The organism is Lactococcus taiwanensis (genome assembly GCF_014905395.1).
GTDB lineage: Bacteria > Bacillota > Bacilli > Lactobacillales > Streptococcaceae > Lactococcus > Lactococcus taiwanensis.
Genome location: NZ_BNDT01000003.1, coordinates 101,527 through 119,090, shown reverse-complemented (window position 1 = coordinate 119,090; position 17,564 = coordinate 101,527). Strand labels below are relative to the sequence as shown.

At 40.3% G+C, this 17,564-nt stretch carries 22 protein-coding genes; 2 read left to right on the top strand and 20 right to left on the bottom strand.

Features of this window, described 5'->3' with window-relative positions; translation table 11 throughout:
• Window positions 1–4: 4 nt before the first annotated feature.
• From JKP71_RS04670 to JKP71_RS04630, 9 genes are all read right to left on the bottom strand, one after another.
• Window positions 5–406, bottom strand: a complete 402-nt coding sequence (locus JKP71_RS04670; RefSeq protein ID WP_200407201.1) for a cupin domain-containing protein — start codon at window positions 404–406, stop codon at window positions 5–7.
• A 15-nt stretch (window positions 407–421) separates the two neighbouring features.
• Window positions 422–715, bottom strand: coding sequence for an antibiotic biosynthesis monooxygenase family protein (locus JKP71_RS04665; protein WP_200407200.1), 294 nt, complete (start codon window positions 713–715; stop codon window positions 422–424).
• A 12-nt stretch (window positions 716–727) separates the two neighbouring features.
• Complete coding sequence (locus JKP71_RS04660) at window positions 728–1,042, bottom strand: carboxymuconolactone decarboxylase family protein (protein ID WP_200407199.1); 315 nt, start codon at window positions 1,040–1,042, stop codon at window positions 728–730.
• Between the two features lie 35 nt (window positions 1,043–1,077).
• Window positions 1,078–1,446, bottom strand: a complete 369-nt coding sequence (locus tag JKP71_RS04655) for a DUF2255 family protein (RefSeq protein WP_200407198.1) — start codon at window positions 1,444–1,446, stop codon at window positions 1,078–1,080.
• Window positions 1,447–1,460: 14 nt separating this feature from the next.
• The gene (locus tag JKP71_RS04650) at window positions 1,461–2,213 is read right to left on the bottom strand and encodes an SDR family oxidoreductase (RefSeq protein WP_200407197.1); all 753 of its coding nucleotides are present in this window, start codon (window positions 2,211–2,213) and stop codon (window positions 1,461–1,463) included.
• A 125-nt stretch (window positions 2,214–2,338) separates the two neighbouring features.
• Window positions 2,339–3,709 carry a DHA2 family efflux MFS transporter permease subunit gene (locus JKP71_RS04645; RefSeq protein ID WP_200407196.1) on the bottom strand — a complete coding sequence of 457 codons (1,371 nt, stop codon included), beginning with the start codon at window positions 3,707–3,709 and terminating at the stop codon, window positions 2,339–2,341.
• 2 nt (window positions 3,710–3,711) lie between these two features.
• Complete coding sequence (locus tag JKP71_RS04640; protein WP_200407195.1) at window positions 3,712–4,170, bottom strand: MarR family winged helix-turn-helix transcriptional regulator; 459 nt, start codon at window positions 4,168–4,170, stop codon at window positions 3,712–3,714.
• 138 nt (window positions 4,171–4,308) lie between these two features.
• Window positions 4,309–5,124, bottom strand: a complete 816-nt coding sequence (locus JKP71_RS04635) for a DUF4854 domain-containing protein (protein WP_200407194.1) — start codon at window positions 5,122–5,124, stop codon at window positions 4,309–4,311.
• 133 nt (window positions 5,125–5,257) lie between these two features.
• Window positions 5,258–6,097 (bottom strand): thymidylate synthase, encoded by an 840-nt coding sequence (locus tag JKP71_RS04630; protein ID WP_075525471.1) that lies wholly within the window; start codon window positions 6,095–6,097, stop codon window positions 5,258–5,260.
• 328 nt (window positions 6,098–6,425) lie between these two features.
• On the opposite strand from JKP71_RS04630, the gene JKP71_RS04625 reads away from it, so the two are divergent.
• On the top strand, window positions 6,426–7,070 hold the full coding sequence (locus tag JKP71_RS04625; protein ID WP_200407193.1) for a lytic polysaccharide monooxygenase auxiliary activity family 9 protein: 645 nt from the start codon (window positions 6,426–6,428) through the stop codon (window positions 7,068–7,070).
• A gap of 78 nt (window positions 7,071–7,148) precedes the next feature.
• On the opposite strand, the gene JKP71_RS04620 is transcribed toward JKP71_RS04625, so the two are convergent.
• The 3 genes from JKP71_RS04620 to JKP71_RS04610 all read right to left on the bottom strand — a co-directional run bounded on the left by JKP71_RS04620 (window position 7,149) and on the right by JKP71_RS04610 (window position 9,230).
• Window positions 7,149–7,418, bottom strand: a complete 270-nt coding sequence (locus JKP71_RS04620; protein WP_200407192.1) for a bacteriocin immunity family protein — start codon at window positions 7,416–7,418, stop codon at window positions 7,149–7,151.
• 55 nt (window positions 7,419–7,473) lie between these two features.
• Window positions 7,474–8,190 carry a putative ABC transporter permease gene (locus JKP71_RS04615; protein ID WP_200407191.1) on the bottom strand — a complete coding sequence of 239 codons (717 nt, stop codon included), beginning with the start codon at window positions 8,188–8,190 and terminating at the stop codon, window positions 7,474–7,476.
• Between the two features lie 101 nt (window positions 8,191–8,291).
• Complete coding sequence (locus JKP71_RS04610) at window positions 8,292–9,230, bottom strand: dihydroorotate oxidase (protein ID WP_200407190.1); 939 nt, start codon at window positions 9,228–9,230, stop codon at window positions 8,292–8,294.
• Between the two features lie 168 nt (window positions 9,231–9,398).
• On the opposite strand from JKP71_RS04610, the gene msrA reads away from it, so the two are divergent.
• Window positions 9,399–9,947 carry a peptide-methionine (S)-S-oxide reductase MsrA gene (msrA, locus tag JKP71_RS04605; protein WP_200407189.1) on the top strand — a complete coding sequence of 183 codons (549 nt, stop codon included), beginning with the start codon at window positions 9,399–9,401 and terminating at the stop codon, window positions 9,945–9,947.
• Window positions 9,948–10,030: 83 nt separating this feature from the next.
• Here the strand turns inward: msrA and JKP71_RS04600 are convergent, their stop codons facing one another.
• The 8 genes from JKP71_RS04600 to dapB all read right to left on the bottom strand — a co-directional run bounded on the left by JKP71_RS04600 (window position 10,031) and on the right by dapB (window position 17,518).
• Window positions 10,031–10,348 carry a bacteriocin immunity family protein gene (locus tag JKP71_RS04600; RefSeq protein ID WP_200407188.1) on the bottom strand — a complete coding sequence of 106 codons (318 nt, stop codon included), beginning with the start codon at window positions 10,346–10,348 and terminating at the stop codon, window positions 10,031–10,033.
• A 165-nt stretch (window positions 10,349–10,513) separates the two neighbouring features.
• Window positions 10,514–10,696: a hypothetical protein gene (locus JKP71_RS04595; RefSeq protein WP_075525465.1), complete on the bottom strand. Its 183-nt coding sequence runs from the start codon at window positions 10,694–10,696 to the stop codon at window positions 10,514–10,516.
• Window positions 10,693–12,570 (bottom strand): ABC-F family ATP-binding cassette domain-containing protein, encoded by a 1,878-nt coding sequence (locus tag JKP71_RS04590; RefSeq protein ID WP_200407187.1) that lies wholly within the window; start codon window positions 12,568–12,570, stop codon window positions 10,693–10,695. The genes JKP71_RS04595 and JKP71_RS04590 overlap by 4 nt, the downstream gene beginning before the upstream one ends.
• A 145-nt stretch (window positions 12,571–12,715) precedes the next feature.
• Window positions 12,716–13,246 (bottom strand): hypothetical protein, encoded by a 531-nt coding sequence (locus JKP71_RS04585; RefSeq protein WP_200407186.1) that lies wholly within the window; start codon window positions 13,244–13,246, stop codon window positions 12,716–12,718.
• Window positions 13,247–13,383: 137 nt separating this feature from the next.
• The gene (locus tag JKP71_RS04580; RefSeq protein ID WP_200407185.1) at window positions 13,384–14,808 is read right to left on the bottom strand and encodes a C69 family dipeptidase; all 1,425 of its coding nucleotides are present in this window, start codon (window positions 14,806–14,808) and stop codon (window positions 13,384–13,386) included.
• Window positions 14,809–14,836: 28 nt separating this feature from the next.
• Window positions 14,837–16,051, bottom strand: a complete 1,215-nt coding sequence (locus JKP71_RS04575; protein WP_200407184.1) for a CCA tRNA nucleotidyltransferase — start codon at window positions 16,049–16,051, stop codon at window positions 14,837–14,839.
• A 101-nt stretch (window positions 16,052–16,152) separates the two neighbouring features.
• Window positions 16,153–16,683, bottom strand: a complete 531-nt coding sequence (locus tag JKP71_RS04570; protein ID WP_200407183.1) for a GNAT family N-acetyltransferase — start codon at window positions 16,681–16,683, stop codon at window positions 16,153–16,155.
• A 58-nt stretch (window positions 16,684–16,741) separates the two neighbouring features.
• Entirely contained in the window at window positions 16,742–17,518 is a 777-nt protein-coding gene (gene dapB / locus JKP71_RS04565; protein WP_200407182.1) for a 4-hydroxy-tetrahydrodipicolinate reductase, read from the bottom strand.
• Window positions 17,519–17,564 lie beyond the last annotated feature (46 nt).

Below are 17,564 nucleotides of genomic sequence, written 5' to 3'. Positions count from 1 at the left end.
CCTCTTAGAGCGTATTATACCACTCATCAGAAACTTCTTCTAACCAAACTGCTTCTCCCGCGGTAATGGCCACATGACTGAACCAGCTATCTTTTGTCGCTCCATGCCAATGTTTAACTCCTGCATGAGTAACAATCGTATCGCCCGCATGTAAAAATTGGGCCTCCTTACCCTCTTCTTGATACCATCCCTCACCAGCTGTAACCAATAAAACTTGATAACCGTCTTTATGAATATGCCAATGATTACGACAGCCCGGCTCAAAAGTCACATTTCCCACACCAAAGGGCAAGTCCTTATCTGCAATCATTCCTTCTAAATAAGATTGGCCAGTAAAATAAGCACCATAAGGATTTTTTTCTCCCTGAGGAAAAATAAGGGCATTATCTAATTCTTTTTTATTCATTTCATTCTCTCTTTTCTAATCAATCTGCTGATAACGCATTACCTTTAGGCGCAGTTGATATTTTTCTCTCAATTCAGCAATCTTTGCCATCATCGGACTTTTATGATGAAGATCAATTGCTTCCTGGTTTTCCCATTCATCAATCAATAGAATTGCTTGTTGATTATCCAAAGGAACAAAATATTCATAACGTAAATTTCCACTTTGTTGACGGATTTTATCGACGAGTCCAGAACTGACCATTTCATCAGCAAAAAGGCGGGTATTCTCCCCCTCACCTTGGTACAAAATGTTGACCGTAATTGTCATAGCTTTCCCCTCTTATTCCCAAATTTCTTTAGCCATATTAAAAGCCGACCAAGCCTTTGGCCACCCCACATAAAAGCTCAGATGCGTAATTATTTCTGAAATTTCTTCCTGACTTATTCCATTTTCTTTTCCTTTTGCCATATGAAAATTTAATTGTTCAAAATTTCCACCAGCAATCAAAGCTGTAATCGTAATGACACTACGTTCATGTGCTGAAAGTTCTTTTTCACGACTCCAGACTTCTCCAAAAAGAATATCGTCATTTAATTCAGCAAATTTTGGGGCAAATTCTCCAAGTTGTTCCTGTCCTGCGGTTTGTTTTTCCATTTTAACCTCCAATTTTCTTCAATTTTCAAGGCATTCTATCTTGTGCTTTTTCCAAGTTCCTTCAAAAATTTTAGCCGCATCACTGTCGGTCTAAAATTTTTCTCCCAAGCAGGGTCCCAGCTCTGACCCGCACGTTGTCGATAAGAAGCAATAAATTTATCAATATTTTCTTTATCTGTCACAGGTTCAAATTCCACTTGATAGACTTTCCCGTCAATGTGAATTTGACCCTTACGTGAAAGCATTGCCGAATTCCACCAACTTGATACCGTTCCGCGACCTGCCGCTACCGCTAAATCATTATCAATATAAGCAAACCAAATCCAAGCAGGGCGATGTTCTTGCGGGTCTGGGCTAATATAAATATCTTGTAACTTAGAAAATTTCTTTACATCAATTTCCATTTTTTCTCCTTTTCTTACCAAGGTTGTGTTGTAGGTCCAACTGTAAACTCGCTGACGTTTACGTCTTCAGGTTGTTCAAGCGCAAAAGCAACAATCCGCGCAATTGCCTCTGGACTAATCCCATATTGTTCATAAAGAGCTGTCATTCCTTCTGCTGCTTCTTTGTCGGTGATTGTATTCAGTAACTCCGTATTTATAGCAGCCGGATAAATCGTCGCTGTCCGAATATGCGTTCCTTCTTGAGCAGATTCCATGCGGAGTACCTCCATTAATTCACGAACCGCCCATTTTGTTGCGCCATAAACACCACCATTGGGATATGCTTTTAGGCCAGCAACTGAACTCGTTGTGATCACATGTCCTGATTTTTGAGCTGTAAATTCAGGCAGTACAGCAGCGAGTCCATTAAGTACACCTTTTAAATTAATATCAACCATGGCCTCCCATTCTTCTACATGAAGAGCTGATAAAGGGGAGCTTGGCATGATTCCTGCATTCAAGAAAATCGCATCAATTTTCCCAAAATTTTCTTTCGCGTAGTGCACCAACTTTTTACTATCTTCTGGATTAGTTACATCTGTCACTTGATAGATTGCTTGGCCACCAGCCTTTTTAATTTTATCAGCCAATTCCTGCAAACGATTTTCACGTCTTGCTGCTAGTACAATTTTGGCTCCTTTTTTAGCAAGTAATTCAGCAGTTGCTTGGCCAATACCACTTGATGCTCCTGTGATTAAGACGACTTTGTTTTCAATATTATTTGACATTTTTTTCTCCATTCATTTTTTAACTTGTAAATTTATTATATTCCTTGAAGTCCACTTCAAGTCAAGCGAAAAGTATTTTTTAAATGCACATTATAAAAAAATCCGCTTTAACAAGCGGATTTGGATTATTTTATTTTTTTATTGAAAATTAAACTATAGAAAATTAAATTCAGTACAGCTAATCCGAGGAAAAGCATAAAGACATGTTGTGTTCCAGTCGTTAAGTTATCTGCTCGCGTTGCAATTAGACTCGCAACTGCTGTCCCAGCTGAAGCAGCAAATTGGGAAGTGGTGGTAAACCAGGCATTTCCTGAAGCGGCTTGCTCATGTGGCAACTGGGCTAAACTATTCGTCATTGTCGTAGCAAAACCTGAAGATCGACCGATTGTAAAGATGATATAAAGCACAATCACACCAATCAGCGTTAAGTTTTGAGTGAAAACAGTCAATAAAATAAGGGCAACAAGGAAGATAATGTTACTGCTATAAAGAATCCCTTTAGCACCTTTTCGGTCGTAAAGTGCACCGATTGGACCTTGGGATACTGAACCGATTAAAGAGCCAGGTAACAGAGCAAAACCTGCTAAGGTACTTGAAGTTCCCAATGAAATTTGCAAGAAATTAGGAATGATAAAGTTAATACCTAAATTGGCAAATTGAAGGATACAGTAGACGATAACCGACAAAGTAAAGGTTGGACTCTTGAAAACATTAATATCGATGAAATGCAGATTGCTTGTTTTAGAACGCCAAATAAAGGCAATCAAACTCAGAATAAAGACTACAAGCCAGATTAAAGCAAGTTGCGGATTTCCTAAGGCATCCAATGCCAAAAGGGCGCTCGTCATAGCAATTGATAAAAAGATAAAGGCAATGAAGTCAAATTGCCCTGGACGTTCCTTCTTGTGATTCTCAATCGCCCACATTCCCAATGGGAAAATAATAATTGGAATAATGAGGATAAGGGCAAAAATCATACGCCAGCCAAGCGTTCCAGTCAATAGACCACCATAAGTTGGCCCAAGAGCTGGGGCGATACTCAAAATCATTCCCGCAAAGCCCATCCACACACCGACTTTAGCCCGGGGGATTTTAGTTAGGACCATATTGAACATTAAAGGAATCGCAATCCCTGTCCCGATCCCTTGAACAAGGCGACCTACCATCAAGATGGAAAAATTTGGGGAGATGAGACTCAGAATATCGCCGACGGTAAAGAAGATAAGTGCAGTGAAAAAGAGTGTGCGATCTTGAAAACGTTGGCTGATATAAGAGCTAGTAGGCATGACCAGTGCCACGACCAATAGGTAGGCGGTCGTAACCCACTGAACCGTACTTAATGGAATTCCAAAGGCTTTTTCCAGCGTTGGAAAAGTGACATTTAGGCTGGTTTCTGCGAGGATGCCGACAAAAGCGACAAGTGCCACGGCGACAATTGAAAAGCGCGTCTTCGCGCTAATTTTGTTATTTGGTGCATTTATTTCTTGTGTGTTCATTTTTACGCTTTCTGTTTATTGAAATTATTGAGAAATTTTATGACTGCTCGAACCTCTTCATCAGACAAATTCGCTAAAACACGTTGGCTGTGTTCCTGAGTAAAAGACTTGATTTCGGGTAGATATTGTCGTCCCAAATCCGTCAATTGGACAAATTTTTGGCGCGCGTCCGTAGGACTGGGGTGACGAATGATAAGAGCTCTTTTTTCCATTCGTTGCAATATCTCCGTGGTTGTAGAGCGTCTAATATTAAATTCCTGCTCAATCATCGTTTGACTTACTGCTGATGGAGCGGTCAGTACTGCTGCGTCTTGTGACTCTAAGGCATTGCCAAGAAAATCGAGAATCAGCATCTGTTGTCCCGTGAGATGAAACTGAGCTGCAAAAGCATCGACTTCTCTTACCATCTGATTAGAGGCCACTTTTAAAAGCCGACCAATGGCTTGATTATTAGTTCGCATACGAATTATTGTAACACATTAAAAGTTGTTCGTCAACGAACAAATAGGTTAAAAAAATTACTGACAGCTCCGTCAGTAATTCTGATCCGTTTTATTTCAAAGATTGGCTGCTCCTCAAGAAGCTTTAAATCAAAAGTGTTATGGGTAAGTCACCACGAGCGCTACTGTTCCGTTCGCATTATCAAAGATATATCTCACGGAAGGATTAGCCACACCTGCATCTTTAAACAACATTGTAAGTTTTTCTAAACTTGGTCTCATTTGAGATTTCATTTCATTAGCATCTGCACCACTAAGCGTTCCATAATTATCACTCAAAGTGAACGTTACAATCAAAGTATTGCCACTGACTGAAGCCTTCACATCTCGATAGGTCCCATCACTATTTGAAAGGAGGGAATTTTTATTGGAATTCATTTCATTGGCAAATTCTTGCAAGACTGGATTATTAGGCGAGTAAGGCGTCTTTGGCAGGCTCACAGCTTGCCAAGCTACGGCTTTATATCGCCAGCCATTACGAATCAAACTGTTTTCTTCATAGAGACTACCGGTATAATTGTGGGCCCCTGACATGGTGTTAGGATTATAAGCGACATAAACCGGAATTTTTCCACCAGAATAAAAGACAGGGCGTGCTCCATTATCCCAGCGCCAGCCTTTATTCACAAGGGATTGAGCTTCGTATTTACTTTTTGTGTAATAGTGATCTCCGCCTTGTGCATGTGGGTTATAGACCCGGTAAACACCTACGCCTTTGCTAGGTGCATTCCAACCGACCCCTTCATAGGCCCAGCCCGCGTTAATATCCGCTGTACGTTCGGTTGTACTCGTGGTATAAAAATGTTCACCAGTATACGGATTATATAAGCGGTAGACATTGGTATCTGCATGGACGGTCGTAGCAAGGCCGATACTAGCCCCCGCAATTAAAGTTGTCAAAAGTAATTTTTTCATAAGCCCTCCCTTTGAAAGCGTTTTTTCTTTCTGTTTGAAAACATTATATGCTTTTATAATTCTTTTGTCAACATAACATTATTAATTTTACAAAAAAATTACTGACGAAGCTGTCAGTAATCTTTTTGTTCTATTAAATCGCCAAATCAAATTTTAATTGAGGTTTGACGGGTTCATAATCAATGAGCTCGAAATCTTCAGGTTTAATTTCAAAAAAGTTGGTGCCATCAGGAACATTTAAAACTAAACGTGGTTTCTTTTCTGAGGGCGTGCGCTCTAATAGCGTCTTAGCCTGTTCAAATTGATTATCGTAGATATGTAAGTTATTAACAAAGTAAAAGAACTTCCCAATTTTCCAAGAAAAATGTTTGGCAAGCATCATTTGTAAGGCAACATACTGCATCGCGTTGATATGATGAGCTACCAACATATCATTGGAGCGCTGGATGAGTGTCGCATCTAGATAAATCTCCCCATCGGCCTCTCTGCGCACATCAAACATGGTTTGGAAGGCACAAGGTAAAAGCCCTTCTGTCTCCTCAAAATCTTCGTATTGCCATAGATTGATGATATTACGACGGTTCCATGGATTTTTACTTAAACCTTCCAATAATTTTCCGATAATATTATATTTTTTGACGGTTGCCCCATAACGTTGACCGATTGTTCCATCGCCAATCCCCCATTCGGCCCAATATTTAACCCCATATTTTTCTTCAAGCACAGCAAGCTCACTGGTCTGATCTTGGTAAATCCACATCAACTCTTTGATTGCTGATTTGATGGGGATAGGTCGCAAAGTCGTAATCGGAAATTCTCCTTTTTGCAAATCATAAGTCACAAATGAACCTGTAATATACTTACTGTTTGCCGTTTTACCATCCTTATACTTCGGGCGCGCATTTTCAGAAAAAACACCTGTTTCCAAAATGTTTTGGATATTTTGTTTAAAGATTTGATCTGCGTAAGTCATAAAATTTCCTTTATTTTTTATTTCTTTTAATTATAACACACTCTACAAAACAGGTAAAATCTACCTTCTAAAAGGGAACGTTTTTGCCATCTTTCACTTCTTGTACTCGCGAAGTGCTCTTTTTGATATCGCTTTCTTTAAAAGTTGAATGATCCTTGTGGTTAAGCTATTCTTACTTCAATTCAATATTATATTTAGGAATAATATAAATTTTTGCATTAGGATTTTAGTTGAGCCAAAATAAAAAAATTGATATACTTTGTTTAGCGCTTACATAAAGACTCCGGTTTCTTTACTTTATAAAAAATTAAGAAAAGAGGTAAAATCTATGAAAAAAATCTTAGCAGGTGTAGCCATCACAACTTCGGTATTAGGAGCAGCCTTATTTACTCAAACACCTAAAGTAGCAGCACATGGCTATGTACAATCGCCCCCTGCACGAGCTTATCAAGGGAAACTAGATTTTGATAGCCAAGGTTGGACAGCAGCTCTTAGCTTATACGGGAATGTCATTACAAATCCACAAGGTCTGGAAGCCGACAAGGGTTATCCTCAAGCTGGTCCTGCTGATGGTCGCATCGCTTCTGCTGATGGTGCTGTGGGAGACTTTGTACTTGATAATCAAACCAGCACTCGTTGGAAGAAAACAACCATCAATTCTGGTCCGAACCTGTTTACTTGGCGCTATACCGCATCACACAAGACAGCGAAATGGCACTACTATATGACAAAAACAGGCTGGGATCAAAATGCCCCACTAAAACGAGCTGATATGGAACACATCGGAACAATTGACTACAATGGTGGAAATGCTTCTGCTAATCCGACCCATAGCGTTACAGTGCCAACCGACCGTACAGGATATCATGTCATCTTAGCCGTTTGGGATGTAGATGATACAGATAATGCTTTCTACAACGTGATTGATGTCAACGTTAATACTAAAAGTAATACCTACGGCCCAATCCTATAAAATAAAAAAACCAGTGGATTCACTGGTTTTTTTGATTAACTCATATTCAAGATTTAGCCAACCCTTCAGCACCTTCGGTTAGATGATTCCGCCAACCCCTGGTCCAAAAAGTTTACTGTTACTTATCGCTTGATAAAATTCATTGACCTTTGGAGTCAAATTATAGCGTAAAGCAAGTGGGCGCAATTGTGCTTCTAAGCGAGCGAGTTCTTGACCGAGCGGTCGCCCTACTTCAATCCGTTGCTTTGTGGTTAACAAGCAAGACCTTTCCCAATCACGAATATGCCGATCTAAAATGAGATTATAAAGGGCATTGAGCGCCTTTTCTTGATCCATTATTTCATTCATAGCTCATTATCGCACGCTTCGTTCACTTCTGTCAATTGAGTTGACTTGCACCCCTTTATTTTTTTAAAATTCTTTTAGTCAATTTAATATTGGGATAGTTTTTAATAATTCGTCGTAAGTTATAGTGACGCCACTTAAGCGGATGATCGTTCAAGAATTGGAGTACTTTTTGACGGTTAGGGCGTGGTGCCCGATTCGTAAACAACTGTTTCAGACGAAATTCTTTTACTGCTGCATTCTCTTGGTCAGAGTCATCAATCAAATCACGCACTTCTTTCTTGGTCGAAACCGTGAAAATAAAGGTTGAGACAAGATCTGTCAAGAAAATCAGAAGAATCAGCCAAGGTCCAATTCCCTTTGTAGCTTCAATAAAATCTCCAATCGCATTTTGTATCACAGGATTAATCCCCTTAATCAAGACAAGGCAGCCTATCCCCCAAAAAAGTGAGACAGGGACCGCAACACGGCCTTCAATATTAAAGGGCAAACTTGAATAATCCCAGAGTTTCATATTGAAAAAACGTTCAAGAAACCAACTCCCAATAAACTCAATTACCGTAACAATCACAAGAGAGTTAAAATATAAGGTTAGTAAACTCCCTGAATCAGGGACTAATAATAAGACCGCTACTACACCAAAACCATAAACCGGACAATAAGGACCTAATAAAAAGCCTCGAAAAACGAAACGCCTATCTTTTAATGAACAATAAAAAGTCTCCCATAGCCAACCAATAACTGAATAGACTATAAAAGTCATCACGAGTGTCATAGTTTCCTCCTAGTATTTTATAAATACCATTATAACATCCTTTCGTGAGACTTTCCTTTGCTTATAAAAAAAACAGGATAGACCCTGTTTTTTTGTAAGCATTAAAGGCTTTTAAGTTTTCCACGAAATGCATCAATCGACTGATAACCTTTTTGAGCCATGATTTCTTCAAGCTCTCGGGTAATCCGTTCAAAGATTGCTGGTCCTTCTTGGTGTAGTGCCGTACCGATTTGTAAAAGACTAGCTCCACAAAGCAAGTGTTCGAAGGCATCTTGACCTGTTACTATCCCACCCGTACCAATAATTTTAATTTCTGGTTTGAGGCGAGTATAAAAAGCCCGTACATTTGCCAAAGCGGTAGGTTTGATATATTGTCCACCTAAGCCCCCAAAACCATCTTTAGGCTTTATGACCACTGCTTCTGTATCGGGGTCAATGAAAAGCGCATTCCCAACGCTATTTACAGAGTTGACATAGGTAAGAGGGAATTGATTTAAAATTTCAGCCATCGTATCAAAATGAACCAAATCAAAATAAGGAGGTAATTTAATTCCAAGTGGTTTTTTAAAGAAACTAAAAACTTCTTTTAGGAGTGCCTCGGTTGCTTCAAAATCGTAAGCCAGTTGGGGTTTACCCGGTACATTGGGACATGACAGGTTCAACTCAGTAATCCCATCAAACGCACTTTCTTGAAGTTTTTGGAGCAACTCGATATTTTCTTTAGCACTCATTCCAGCGACAGAGAAAAAGAGGGGACCTTTTATAGAAGTGTCTTTTTGCTTTTCTAGGACATACTCCAAGTAATAATCAAAACCTAGGTTGGGAAGCCCCATCGAATTGATACTCCCCAGACTTAAATCTACATAACGAGGCTCTGGGTTTCCTGCACGTTTTTCAAGTGTTGAACTCTTAGTAATCACGGCTCCTGCTTGGGACTGTAATAACTCGTCTAACTCTTGGGTCGTCATACAATGAACACCGGAAGCGTTCATTAAAGGATTAGAAAATTCATAGTGAGCGAATGTGGTTTTGAGCGTCAAAAGGGGCACCTCTTTTCTATTTTTATATATTCTATCATAAAATAGTTTATTCTTTAACCTTAAAGGGTAAACTTTGTTATCAATTGACGAGACAAACCTCATCTTTGTCCTCTCTTATCATGTTATAATGAAATAAATGAGTGCACCCAACTCAGAAAGGAGTCTACGATGAGTACAGAACGCGCTATCTTTGCAGGAGGATGTTTTTGGTGTATGGTTGAGCCTTTTGAGACACGTCCAGGTATTATTGCCGTAACCAGCGGTTATACTGGGGGCAATGTGGAACATCCTACTTATGATGAGGTTATCTCAAAGGCAACTGGACATACCGAAGCCGTAGAGATTTTATTTGACAACTCTATCATTACTTATAATGAATTACTAGAAATCTACTGGACTTTAATTGATCCAACCGATGCTGATGGTCAGTTCTATGACCGTGGCGCCAACTACCGACCCGTCATTTTTGTAGACGGTAGGGAACAACGCTTAGCTGCTCAGACCAGTAAACAAGCCTTGGAACAATCAGGGGAATGGGATAAGCCAATTGTTGTGCCTATTGAAGAAGCGAAAACTTTTTGGCCTGCCGAAGAATATCATCAGCAATTTTATAAAAAAGATCCTAAACGTTATCAAGCCATGCATAATGCGCGCGAGCGCTACCTTGCTTTACAACGTTTCAAAAGAAAATTCAACTTTTCAAGAAAAAAACATTAGATAAAAAAGCTGAAGCAAACTGTTTCAGCTTTTTAAATAACAAAACGTAAAAATCCCCCCGGGTGAAAAGAAACATGTGTTTTCTAATCCAAGTAACTTCTCCCTACCACCATGTTTCCTCTATTAGTTCCAAGGGGAGCCATTTTATTGATACGCGGAGCAAGTCTTTTATAAAAAGCGAGAGCTTGAGGACTCAAAGGCATGTTTAGAGCTTCTCTTTGGAGGCTTGCTCTCAGCTGCGTGGGTACAGCAAGTGTATATCTGCCCTTTTCTAAATCATTTTTAGCCAAAAGCCCTATCTGACGTTCTTTGTCTCGAAGGCTATCCTCTAGAATAAAGTCATAAACTTCTGTGAGAAGTTCCTGTGCTTCTTTGCTTATTCTTCTTTTCTTATCAAACATCTTATTTCCTCTAATCACTCTAAAGCATTTGTATTTGTACCATCCCTATTTTATACCATGAAAAAAGGGAAGACAAGAACAAAAGTTAACAAGACGGGCTTGAGGACGAAGAAGGAATAAAAAGACCAACGTAGCAATAGAGCGACTTTGGTCTTTTTTTCCCTTTTAAATCCCGATAATTACGGTATCGACTGTTTCTACACCAGCTGTGGTCACTCGGACACGCGCAAGATTTTCAACAGTGTTGACATCAAAAAAACGCTCCCCACTTAGGTCATTTTGGATAATTTTGACAGTTGCTTCTTGGGGAAGTTTTTGCAGTGTTTCGATAAGTTCTTGCGTGGTCATTGTTCTTCAGCCCTTTCTGATAAGTATTCCCAACGTTCGTATTTTTCTTCAAGTTCTTTTGTGGTATGGTCTAATTCTTTTTGTAAAGTAAGTAAAAGTTCTGTATCCGAGCCATTTTCATTCATTTCTGTATCTATTTCTGAAATTCGTGCTTCAATTTCAGCAATTTGATTTTCAATGGTTTCCCATTCTTTTTTCTCCATATAAGTCAACTTTGGCTTATCAGTGCTTGCCGTTGATGGGATGTGTACCGGCTTCTCATTTTTACTGACAGCCCTGTCAGTTGCTTTTTCTGCTGTTTTTACAGCAAGATAATCACTGTAAGCCCCAAAATAATGATTAATTTTACCCTTTTCAAAGGCTAATAACTCATTGGAGACTTTATCTTGAAAATAGCGGTCATGCGAAACAGTCAAAACAGCGCCTGGGAAGGTGGATAGAAAGTTTTCTAAGACCGTTAATGTGGCAATATCCAAATCATTAGTGGGCTCATCCAAAAGTAAAACGTTAGGCTGTAATAAGAGAATCTTCAGCAGGTAAAGTCTCTTTTTCTCTCCACCTGAAAGTTTTGATATAAGCGTCCCGTGACTCGATCTAGGAAAAAGGAACTGCTCCAAGAGGTTGACAATAGAGATATTCTCACCACTGCTATTGTGAGCTGCTGATGCCACTTCCTCTAAGAAATTAATCATTCGTTTGTTTTCATCAAGCCCTCGAATTTCTTGACTGAAATATCCAATCTTAACCGTTTCTCCAATCTCTAAGCTTCCTCCCGTTAAGGCCAATTCTCCAGCAATAATATTGAGGAGAGTCGATTTTCCTACACCGTTATCCCCCACAATCCCCAAACGTGAGTGAGGTTGGACAATCAAATCAAAGTCTTCAAAAATGGGGCGATCAGGATAAGAAAAACGGGCTGACTTAAAGTTCACTACTTTCTTACCAAGTCGCGTGCTGGCAATATTCAACTCTAAATCTCCCAACGCTTTAGGTGTTTTTAGACTTTCTTTCAAAGTGTCAAAGCGATCAATGCGGGCTTGCTGTTTGGTCGCTCTAGCTTGGGGCGATTTACGAATCCAAGTTAATTCACTTTTGTAGAGCTGTTTGGCTTTATGGCTTGCGGCTACTTCCCGTTCCTCGTCTTCAGCTTTTTTAGCTAAATAATCTTGATAATTCCCCTGATACTCTTTTAAGCCGGCATTTTCAAGTTCAAAGATTCGTGTGGCTACATTGTCAAGAAAATAACGGTCGTGCGTAACAAAAAGAACCGTACGGCGTGCATTTTTCAGGTAATTTTGAAGCCAAGTGATGGTTTCCACGTCAAGATGGTTTGTCGGTTCATCAAGTAAAAGGAGATCCGAATCATTAACCAAAGCTTGGGCAAGTTGCACGCGCCGCTTTTGTCCCCCAGATAAGCTCCCGATAAGCACGGATGGCTCTGGCAAATTAAGCTTTGTTAGGACAGATTTAACATCTGCTTCTACTTGCCAAGCATTGAGTCGATCCATTTCAGCTTGCGCTCTTTCAAACTGATTAAGGTTATCCATCTCCAAAAGTGCCGCTTCATAAGCTTTAATCGCTCGCATTTGTGGTAAGCTATCATCTAAAACGGTGTCTAAAATACTTGTTGCTGGATCAAAGTCTGGTTCTTGTGTTAAGTAAGTAATTTTGTAGTTTTGGGGATGCTCAAAAGGCGAAAGGTCCCCATCAAAACTAGTCTGTCCTGCAATGACGTTAAGTAAAGTTGTTTTTCCTGTACCATTAACTCCCAAGAGTCCAATACGATCCAAATCGTGAATAATAAAATTAATCTGATCAAAGACGGTTTTTTCTCCGACGGATTTTGTTAAGTTTTGTGCAATGAAATCTGCCATTTATCTGTCCTATTTTCTGTAATCTACTGCTTCGATTATACCATAAAAAAGCCCGTCGGTAATGACAGGGCTGATTTTGTACTTCTTTGTGTACGGGGCTTACTGACCAAGCGGTCAGTCCACTTATTGGCGTTTATCAAACAGTTTATTTGGTGTAAGAAACGGTCTTAATAATATTCCCTTGCGCATCCGTCACATTAATTTTTAGTTTGGGTTGACTGACGCCAGCGTTTTTCATGGCTTCTAAGGCTTGGTTGGCGATTGTTTCTACTTGATCACCGTTTGTTAAGAGCGCAGCATTGACGGTTGTTTTATTTAACTTCGAACTTTTTAAAGTATAAGTCACTCCGTTCTCATCACTTGTTGCTTGAGCCTGATCGATCAAACCTTGAGATTGGCTGACGATGCTGTCAGTATTTTCATTAAGTTGGTTGGCGATGGCTGACGGAGTGGCAGACTTGACTTCAGAAGCCGTACCACTCGATGTTTCTGTTAGGCTGGAGGTGTCTGGTACAATTTTTGAAACCACACTGTCCATCTTTGTAGAGATAACTTTGCGCTCTAACATGACCGCCCCAAAGGCAATCAATCCAAGAAGGACTACAAGTGATAACAAGACAATAATAATATTACGTCCCGTATGTTTTTTAGTTTTTCTAAATTTTCGTGAATTCATCTCTTTTCCTTTGCAAGTACTTCTTGAGCCGATAGGGGTAAAATTTTAGCTGACCAGCTTGTCATTTGTATTATACCACTTTATTTTGCTGACGCCAATGTTAAAAAAAGCAGCTTAAACGCTACTTTCTTTTTTTACTAGTCGTTAAAGTCAAAACGCAATTTCATATTAGCTGAGCCAAGGACAACCATCCGACCCAAAAGTTCGGTTTGATTTTTGAAAGCTACAGCAGCTAATTTTTCATTGGCCTCTGTCAAATGTGCTAATTTATCGGTGGCAGCATCAAAGCCACGATCCGTTTCATTTTGAATCTCATGGAATTTTGCCATGGTGTTTAATTCAAAAGTGTTGCGCAAGTCCACAAACAAATCATAATTGCTATCACCGAGCACAGCGGTGGTGGCAGATAACCAATACATGTTTGTTGGGTCATATTCACCTTTGGCATCGCGATAGCAAGCTGGTGTATCACTAATCGCTGTATAGAAAGGTACAACATGATTGAACGTATTGGCACCAAAAGCCAACCATTGCACACCCGCTAACTCTTTTGGCACATGATTTCTTACTTGTAAAATGTGCACACTATGATTACGGTTAATTCCGATAGGACGGAAAAGTTTGCGTTCTTCTGGAGTGTTAGTTGTGCCGTAAGGATCATAGCTTGTATTTTCAAAGTGACTAGAAAGGACAAATTTCACATCTTCTACCGTGATCTTACGAGTTGCCTCACAGATAAATGGCAATTCTTGATTTTGAGGATCTTCGGAGACGGTTCCCAAGAAGTTTTGGCCGTACCAAGTCCGTGGATTGTTATAAACGGAATCTTTAATAGAGCTTGAGCCGAAGATATGACGTAAATTATAAGGCGTTTCATAGCCTTCTAGGTCAGGATTCAAATAATTTTCATCAATCAAGTTTTTCAAATCACTGGAGCAAAGATAACCTTCACTATTAAATTTGAAATCATCAATATTCATCCGATTTGGCGCGACAACATAGGCATCATCAGGAATGCGCACAGCTGCCCAGTGGTGGCCGCCAATTGTTTCTAACCACCACACTTCCTTGTGGTCTGCAAAAGCAATCCCATTGGGTTCATAAGTCCCATAAGTCGCTAACAGCTCCCCTAAACGTTCGACGCCTTCACGCGCAGTTTTTACATAAGGCAAGACCAGAGTAACCAGATCTTCTTCTCCCATTCCATCTGCAACATAAGGATCTAAACCTAAAATACGTGGGTTAGTGGTAATGGTTTCTGTTGCTGACATAGCAACATTTTCACTATTAATCCCAGCTGCTGGCCAAATTCCTTCGGCTAAAACCGCATTCGGTGTTGATGTATAGCGCAAAGGATTATCTGGCAAATCAAGTTCTAATCCAGATAAGACTGCTTTGTAGTGACGCGGTTGTTCATCTGGATGAACGACTACAAAACGTTGAGGATCAAGGGCCTCATGACCGTCATCATTGCGCGCAATCATAGTAGAGCCATCAATTGAGGCTTTTCTTCCAACAAGTACAGTAGTACATGAACCTTTACGACGATTTTCGATTTTCATATTTTTTCCTTTTCTATTTTTTGTTGTTCTAAAAACTTTTTTCCTTAGTTAGCGCTTGGCTTACTTCAGCGAAAATGGCTTGGCGTTCGTTGAGTAATTCATTTCGGACAATTTTTTCTTCAATACGTTTAAGCATTTTTCCTAAAGCAGGTCCTGGTTTTATGGCAAACTCTTCCATCAAATCTTTACCAGCCACGACAATTTCGCTGCGCTGATGGATTTGTAAAGCCTTATCCAGCAATTGTACTTTTTTAGGGTCAACAGCAATGCCACTGGCCCTCTTCAAGTCATCTACTAAACGTGCCTTATCACTTCCAAAACGATAAAGACTCATCAAAGTCCATTCCTCAAGTCCATAGGCTTCAACCAAATCAGCCACAGCTTTAGAAAATTCATTCGACACTTTCCATTGACGTAAAAAAGCTTTCACATCTACCTGCTCAAACTTTGTCAAAAGAGCTGCCCAAGCTTGCTCAGAATTTTCGAACTGAAAGTCTACTGACAAGTCTGTCAGTAACTTTTCTAAGGCATCCTGTTGAAAATTTGGCAAAAATTTCCAGGCCTGAGCACTGATTAAGAGCTCGACACCATTGCGCCAGTCCTTACCTAATAATAATTTATCCAACTCAATAAAGAGTCGCTCCACCGATATTTTTTCTAATAAAGGCGCTCGCTCACACATGGCTTGAAAAGTTTCTTGTTCAATTTTAAAGTCCAAGGTTGAAGCAAAGCGCAGAGCACGCATTATTCTAAGGGCATCCTCATTGAAGCGAGCTAATGCCGAGCCTACTGCTCGCAACCGACGTTCTGATAGATCAGTCAGACCATCAAACAAATCAATAATCTCACCATTGACATCACAAGCAAAGGCATTGACCGTAAAATCCCGTCGCTTCAAATCCTCTCGCAAATCACGCACAAAGTCTACATGGTCAGGTCGCCGATAATCTGTATATTGCGACTCCGTTCGAAACGTTGTGATTTCATAGTGCTCGGCTTCGGACTTCCCAGCTAAAACAAGCACCGTGCCATGCTCAATTCCCACGTCAATCGTATGGGGGAAAATAGCTTTGATTTCCTCAGGATAAGCACTCGTTGCAATATCAACATCATGTATTTCACGTCCCAATAGGACATCCCGCACCGATCCTCCGACAAAATAAGCCTCAAACCCGTGCGCAATTATTTTTTTTAAAACCGGCAGAGCCTGCAAAAACTCCACAGGTAATTTATCTAATTTCATATTAATATTTTATCATTTTTTAACAAAAAAACGGGGCTTGACCCCACTTTTAAACTCAAAAGTTACTGACCAAACCATAAGTAGCCGCCCGTTCAACATTTTTAAGGAAGTTCCACCCAGTAGCGACACACCCTCTCATCCTCTACCAAAACCGTGTTTTCCAAGAGGCCACCAACAGCTTCAATCGTCTTACGACTTGCCCAATTTCCCTCATCAGCTGATATCATAACCCGTGAAATCCCTCGCTTGCGGTATTCAGGGAGCACAAACTTCACCATTTCTTGCGCCAGCCCACGTCCTCGAAAAGAAGGTGCCACACCGTAGCCAATATGACCGCCCCACTCTAAAAGGATCCCTTTTTCAATCTGCCAGCGACAGCTTACTTCTCCAGCTATTTCACCCTCCACAAAAGCAAAATAATGTGTTGCTGTAGAATAGTCCGTTTGTTTAGGAGTTGTTTCTTGTCGACGAAGATCAGTTTGATAAGCCTCAAAGTCTTCTGCCTTAAAGTTAGGATAGCGCTCTGTTGCCTCGATTTTAAAAGGACTCGTCTCTTTCTTCCAGTCTGCAGCATAACGTAAAAAGGCCTCTTTGTCCGTTTGTTCTAACTGCCGAATCACGATATTTTCCATTTTTATTCCTCATTATCTGCTGACCAACCTGTCAGTAACCGCATTTTACTTTCCCGACTTACAAATCCAAAAAATGTTCCAAGCCATAGTAAAGCTCTTTAGCTTGCATCACTTTTTTTATTCCTAAGGCAACACCCGTCATAAAACTTGAACGCTCATAAGAGTCATGCCGTAAGGTTAGGCCTTCTCCTTTACCTCCAAAAAGCACCTCCTGATGGGCGACAAGTCCAGGAAGACGAACCGAGTGAATCCGCATTCCTTCAAATTCCGCCCCGCGTGCACCAGCCAAACTTTCCGTTTCATTTGCTGCCCCTTGATAGTGAGCTTGACGCACTTGAGCCATCAATTCAGCTGTTTTAAGCGCCGTCCCCGAAGGAGCATCTTTCTTGGCATCATGATGCAATTCAATGATTTCTACGTCTGGAAAATACTGTGCAGCGATTTTTGAAAATTGCATGACCAAGACCGCCCCCAGGGCAAAATTTGGTGCAATCAAGCCTCCAAGATGTTTTACACGAGACAGTCGGACCAACTCCGTCACTTCTTCTTCAGTAAATCCTGAAGTTCCCACTACTGGACGAAAGCCTGCTTCCATAGCAAAGCGCGTATTTTCATAAGCCACAGACGGAGCGGTCAAATCCAACCAGATATCTGCTGACAGACCGATCAGCTCTTCTTTTTTATTAAAAACAGGTACGCCAAATGCTTCAGAAACCACCTCATGATGTCCCAGCAGTCCAACCAATTCAAACTCATCGTTCTTCAAAATCATCTGTACCGCTTCACTGCCCATTTTTCCTCGGTAGCCTGCAACAATAATCTTCACTTTATTCATGATTTGCACCTCAATTTTGATTTTTCTGATAATTTATTATGGGAGA

Bases quoted from the DNA above. Each gene is read 5' to 3' on its own strand.
- JKP71_RS04585 (WP_200407186.1), bottom strand. From the start codon at position 13,246: ATGAATTCACGAAAATTTAGAAAAACTAAAAAACATACGGGACGTAAT.
- JKP71_RS04595 (WP_075525465.1), bottom strand. From the start codon at position 10,696: ATGACCACGCAAGAACTTATCGAAACACTGCAAAAACTTCCCCAAGAA.
- JKP71_RS04660 (WP_200407199.1), bottom strand. From the start codon at position 1,042: ATGGAAAAACAAACCGCAGGACAGGAACAACTTGGAGAATTTGCCCCA.
- JKP71_RS04580 (WP_200407185.1), bottom strand. From the start codon at position 14,808: ATGAAAATCGAAAATCGTCGTAAAGGTTCATGTACTACTGTACTTGTT.
- JKP71_RS04645 (WP_200407196.1), bottom strand. From the start codon at position 3,709: ATGAACACACAAGAAATAAATGCACCAAATAACAAAATTAGCGCGAAG.
- JKP71_RS04575 (WP_200407184.1), bottom strand. From the start codon at position 16,051: ATGAAATTAGATAAATTACCTGTGGAGTTTTTGCAGGCTCTGCCGGTT.
- JKP71_RS04615 (WP_200407191.1), bottom strand. From the start codon at position 8,190: ATGACACTCGTGATGACTTTTATAGTCTATTCAGTTATTGGTTGGCTA.
- JKP71_RS04640 (WP_200407195.1), bottom strand. From the start codon at position 4,170: ATGCGAACTAATAATCAAGCCATTGGTCGGCTTTTAAAAGTGGCCTCT.
- JKP71_RS04590 (WP_200407187.1), bottom strand. From the start codon at position 12,570: ATGGCAGATTTCATTGCACAAAACTTAACAAAATCCGTCGGAGAAAAA.
- JKP71_RS04655 (WP_200407198.1), bottom strand. From the start codon at position 1,446: ATGGAAATTGATGTAAAGAAATTTTCTAAGTTACAAGATATTTATATT.
- JKP71_RS04570 (WP_200407183.1), bottom strand. From the start codon at position 16,683: ATGGAAAATATCGTGATTCGGCAGTTAGAACAAACGGACAAAGAGGCC.
- JKP71_RS04635 (WP_200407194.1), bottom strand. From the start codon at position 5,124: ATGAAAAAATTACTTTTGACAACTTTAATTGCGGGGGCTAGTATCGGC.
- msrA (WP_200407189.1), top strand. From the start codon at position 9,399: ATGAGTACAGAACGCGCTATCTTTGCAGGAGGATGTTTTTGGTGTATG.
- JKP71_RS04625 (WP_200407193.1), top strand. From the start codon at position 6,426: ATGAAAAAAATCTTAGCAGGTGTAGCCATCACAACTTCGGTATTAGGA.
- JKP71_RS04630 (WP_075525471.1), bottom strand. From the start codon at position 6,097: ATGACTTACGCAGATCAAATCTTTAAACAAAATATCCAAAACATTTTG.
- JKP71_RS04600 (WP_200407188.1), bottom strand. From the start codon at position 10,348: ATGTTTGATAAGAAAAGAAGAATAAGCAAAGAAGCACAGGAACTTCTC.
- JKP71_RS04665 (WP_200407200.1), bottom strand. From the start codon at position 715: ATGACAATTACGGTCAACATTTTGTACCAAGGTGAGGGGGAGAATACC.
- JKP71_RS04650 (WP_200407197.1), bottom strand. From the start codon at position 2,213: ATGTCAAATAATATTGAAAACAAAGTCGTCTTAATCACAGGAGCATCA.
- dapB (WP_200407182.1), bottom strand. From the start codon at position 17,518: ATGAATAAAGTGAAGATTATTGTTGCAGGCTACCGAGGAAAAATGGGC.
- JKP71_RS04670 (WP_200407201.1), bottom strand. From the start codon at position 406: ATGAATAAAAAAGAATTAGATAATGCCCTTATTTTTCCTCAGGGAGAA.
- JKP71_RS04620 (WP_200407192.1), bottom strand. From the start codon at position 7,418: ATGAATGAAATAATGGATCAAGAAAAGGCGCTCAATGCCCTTTATAAT.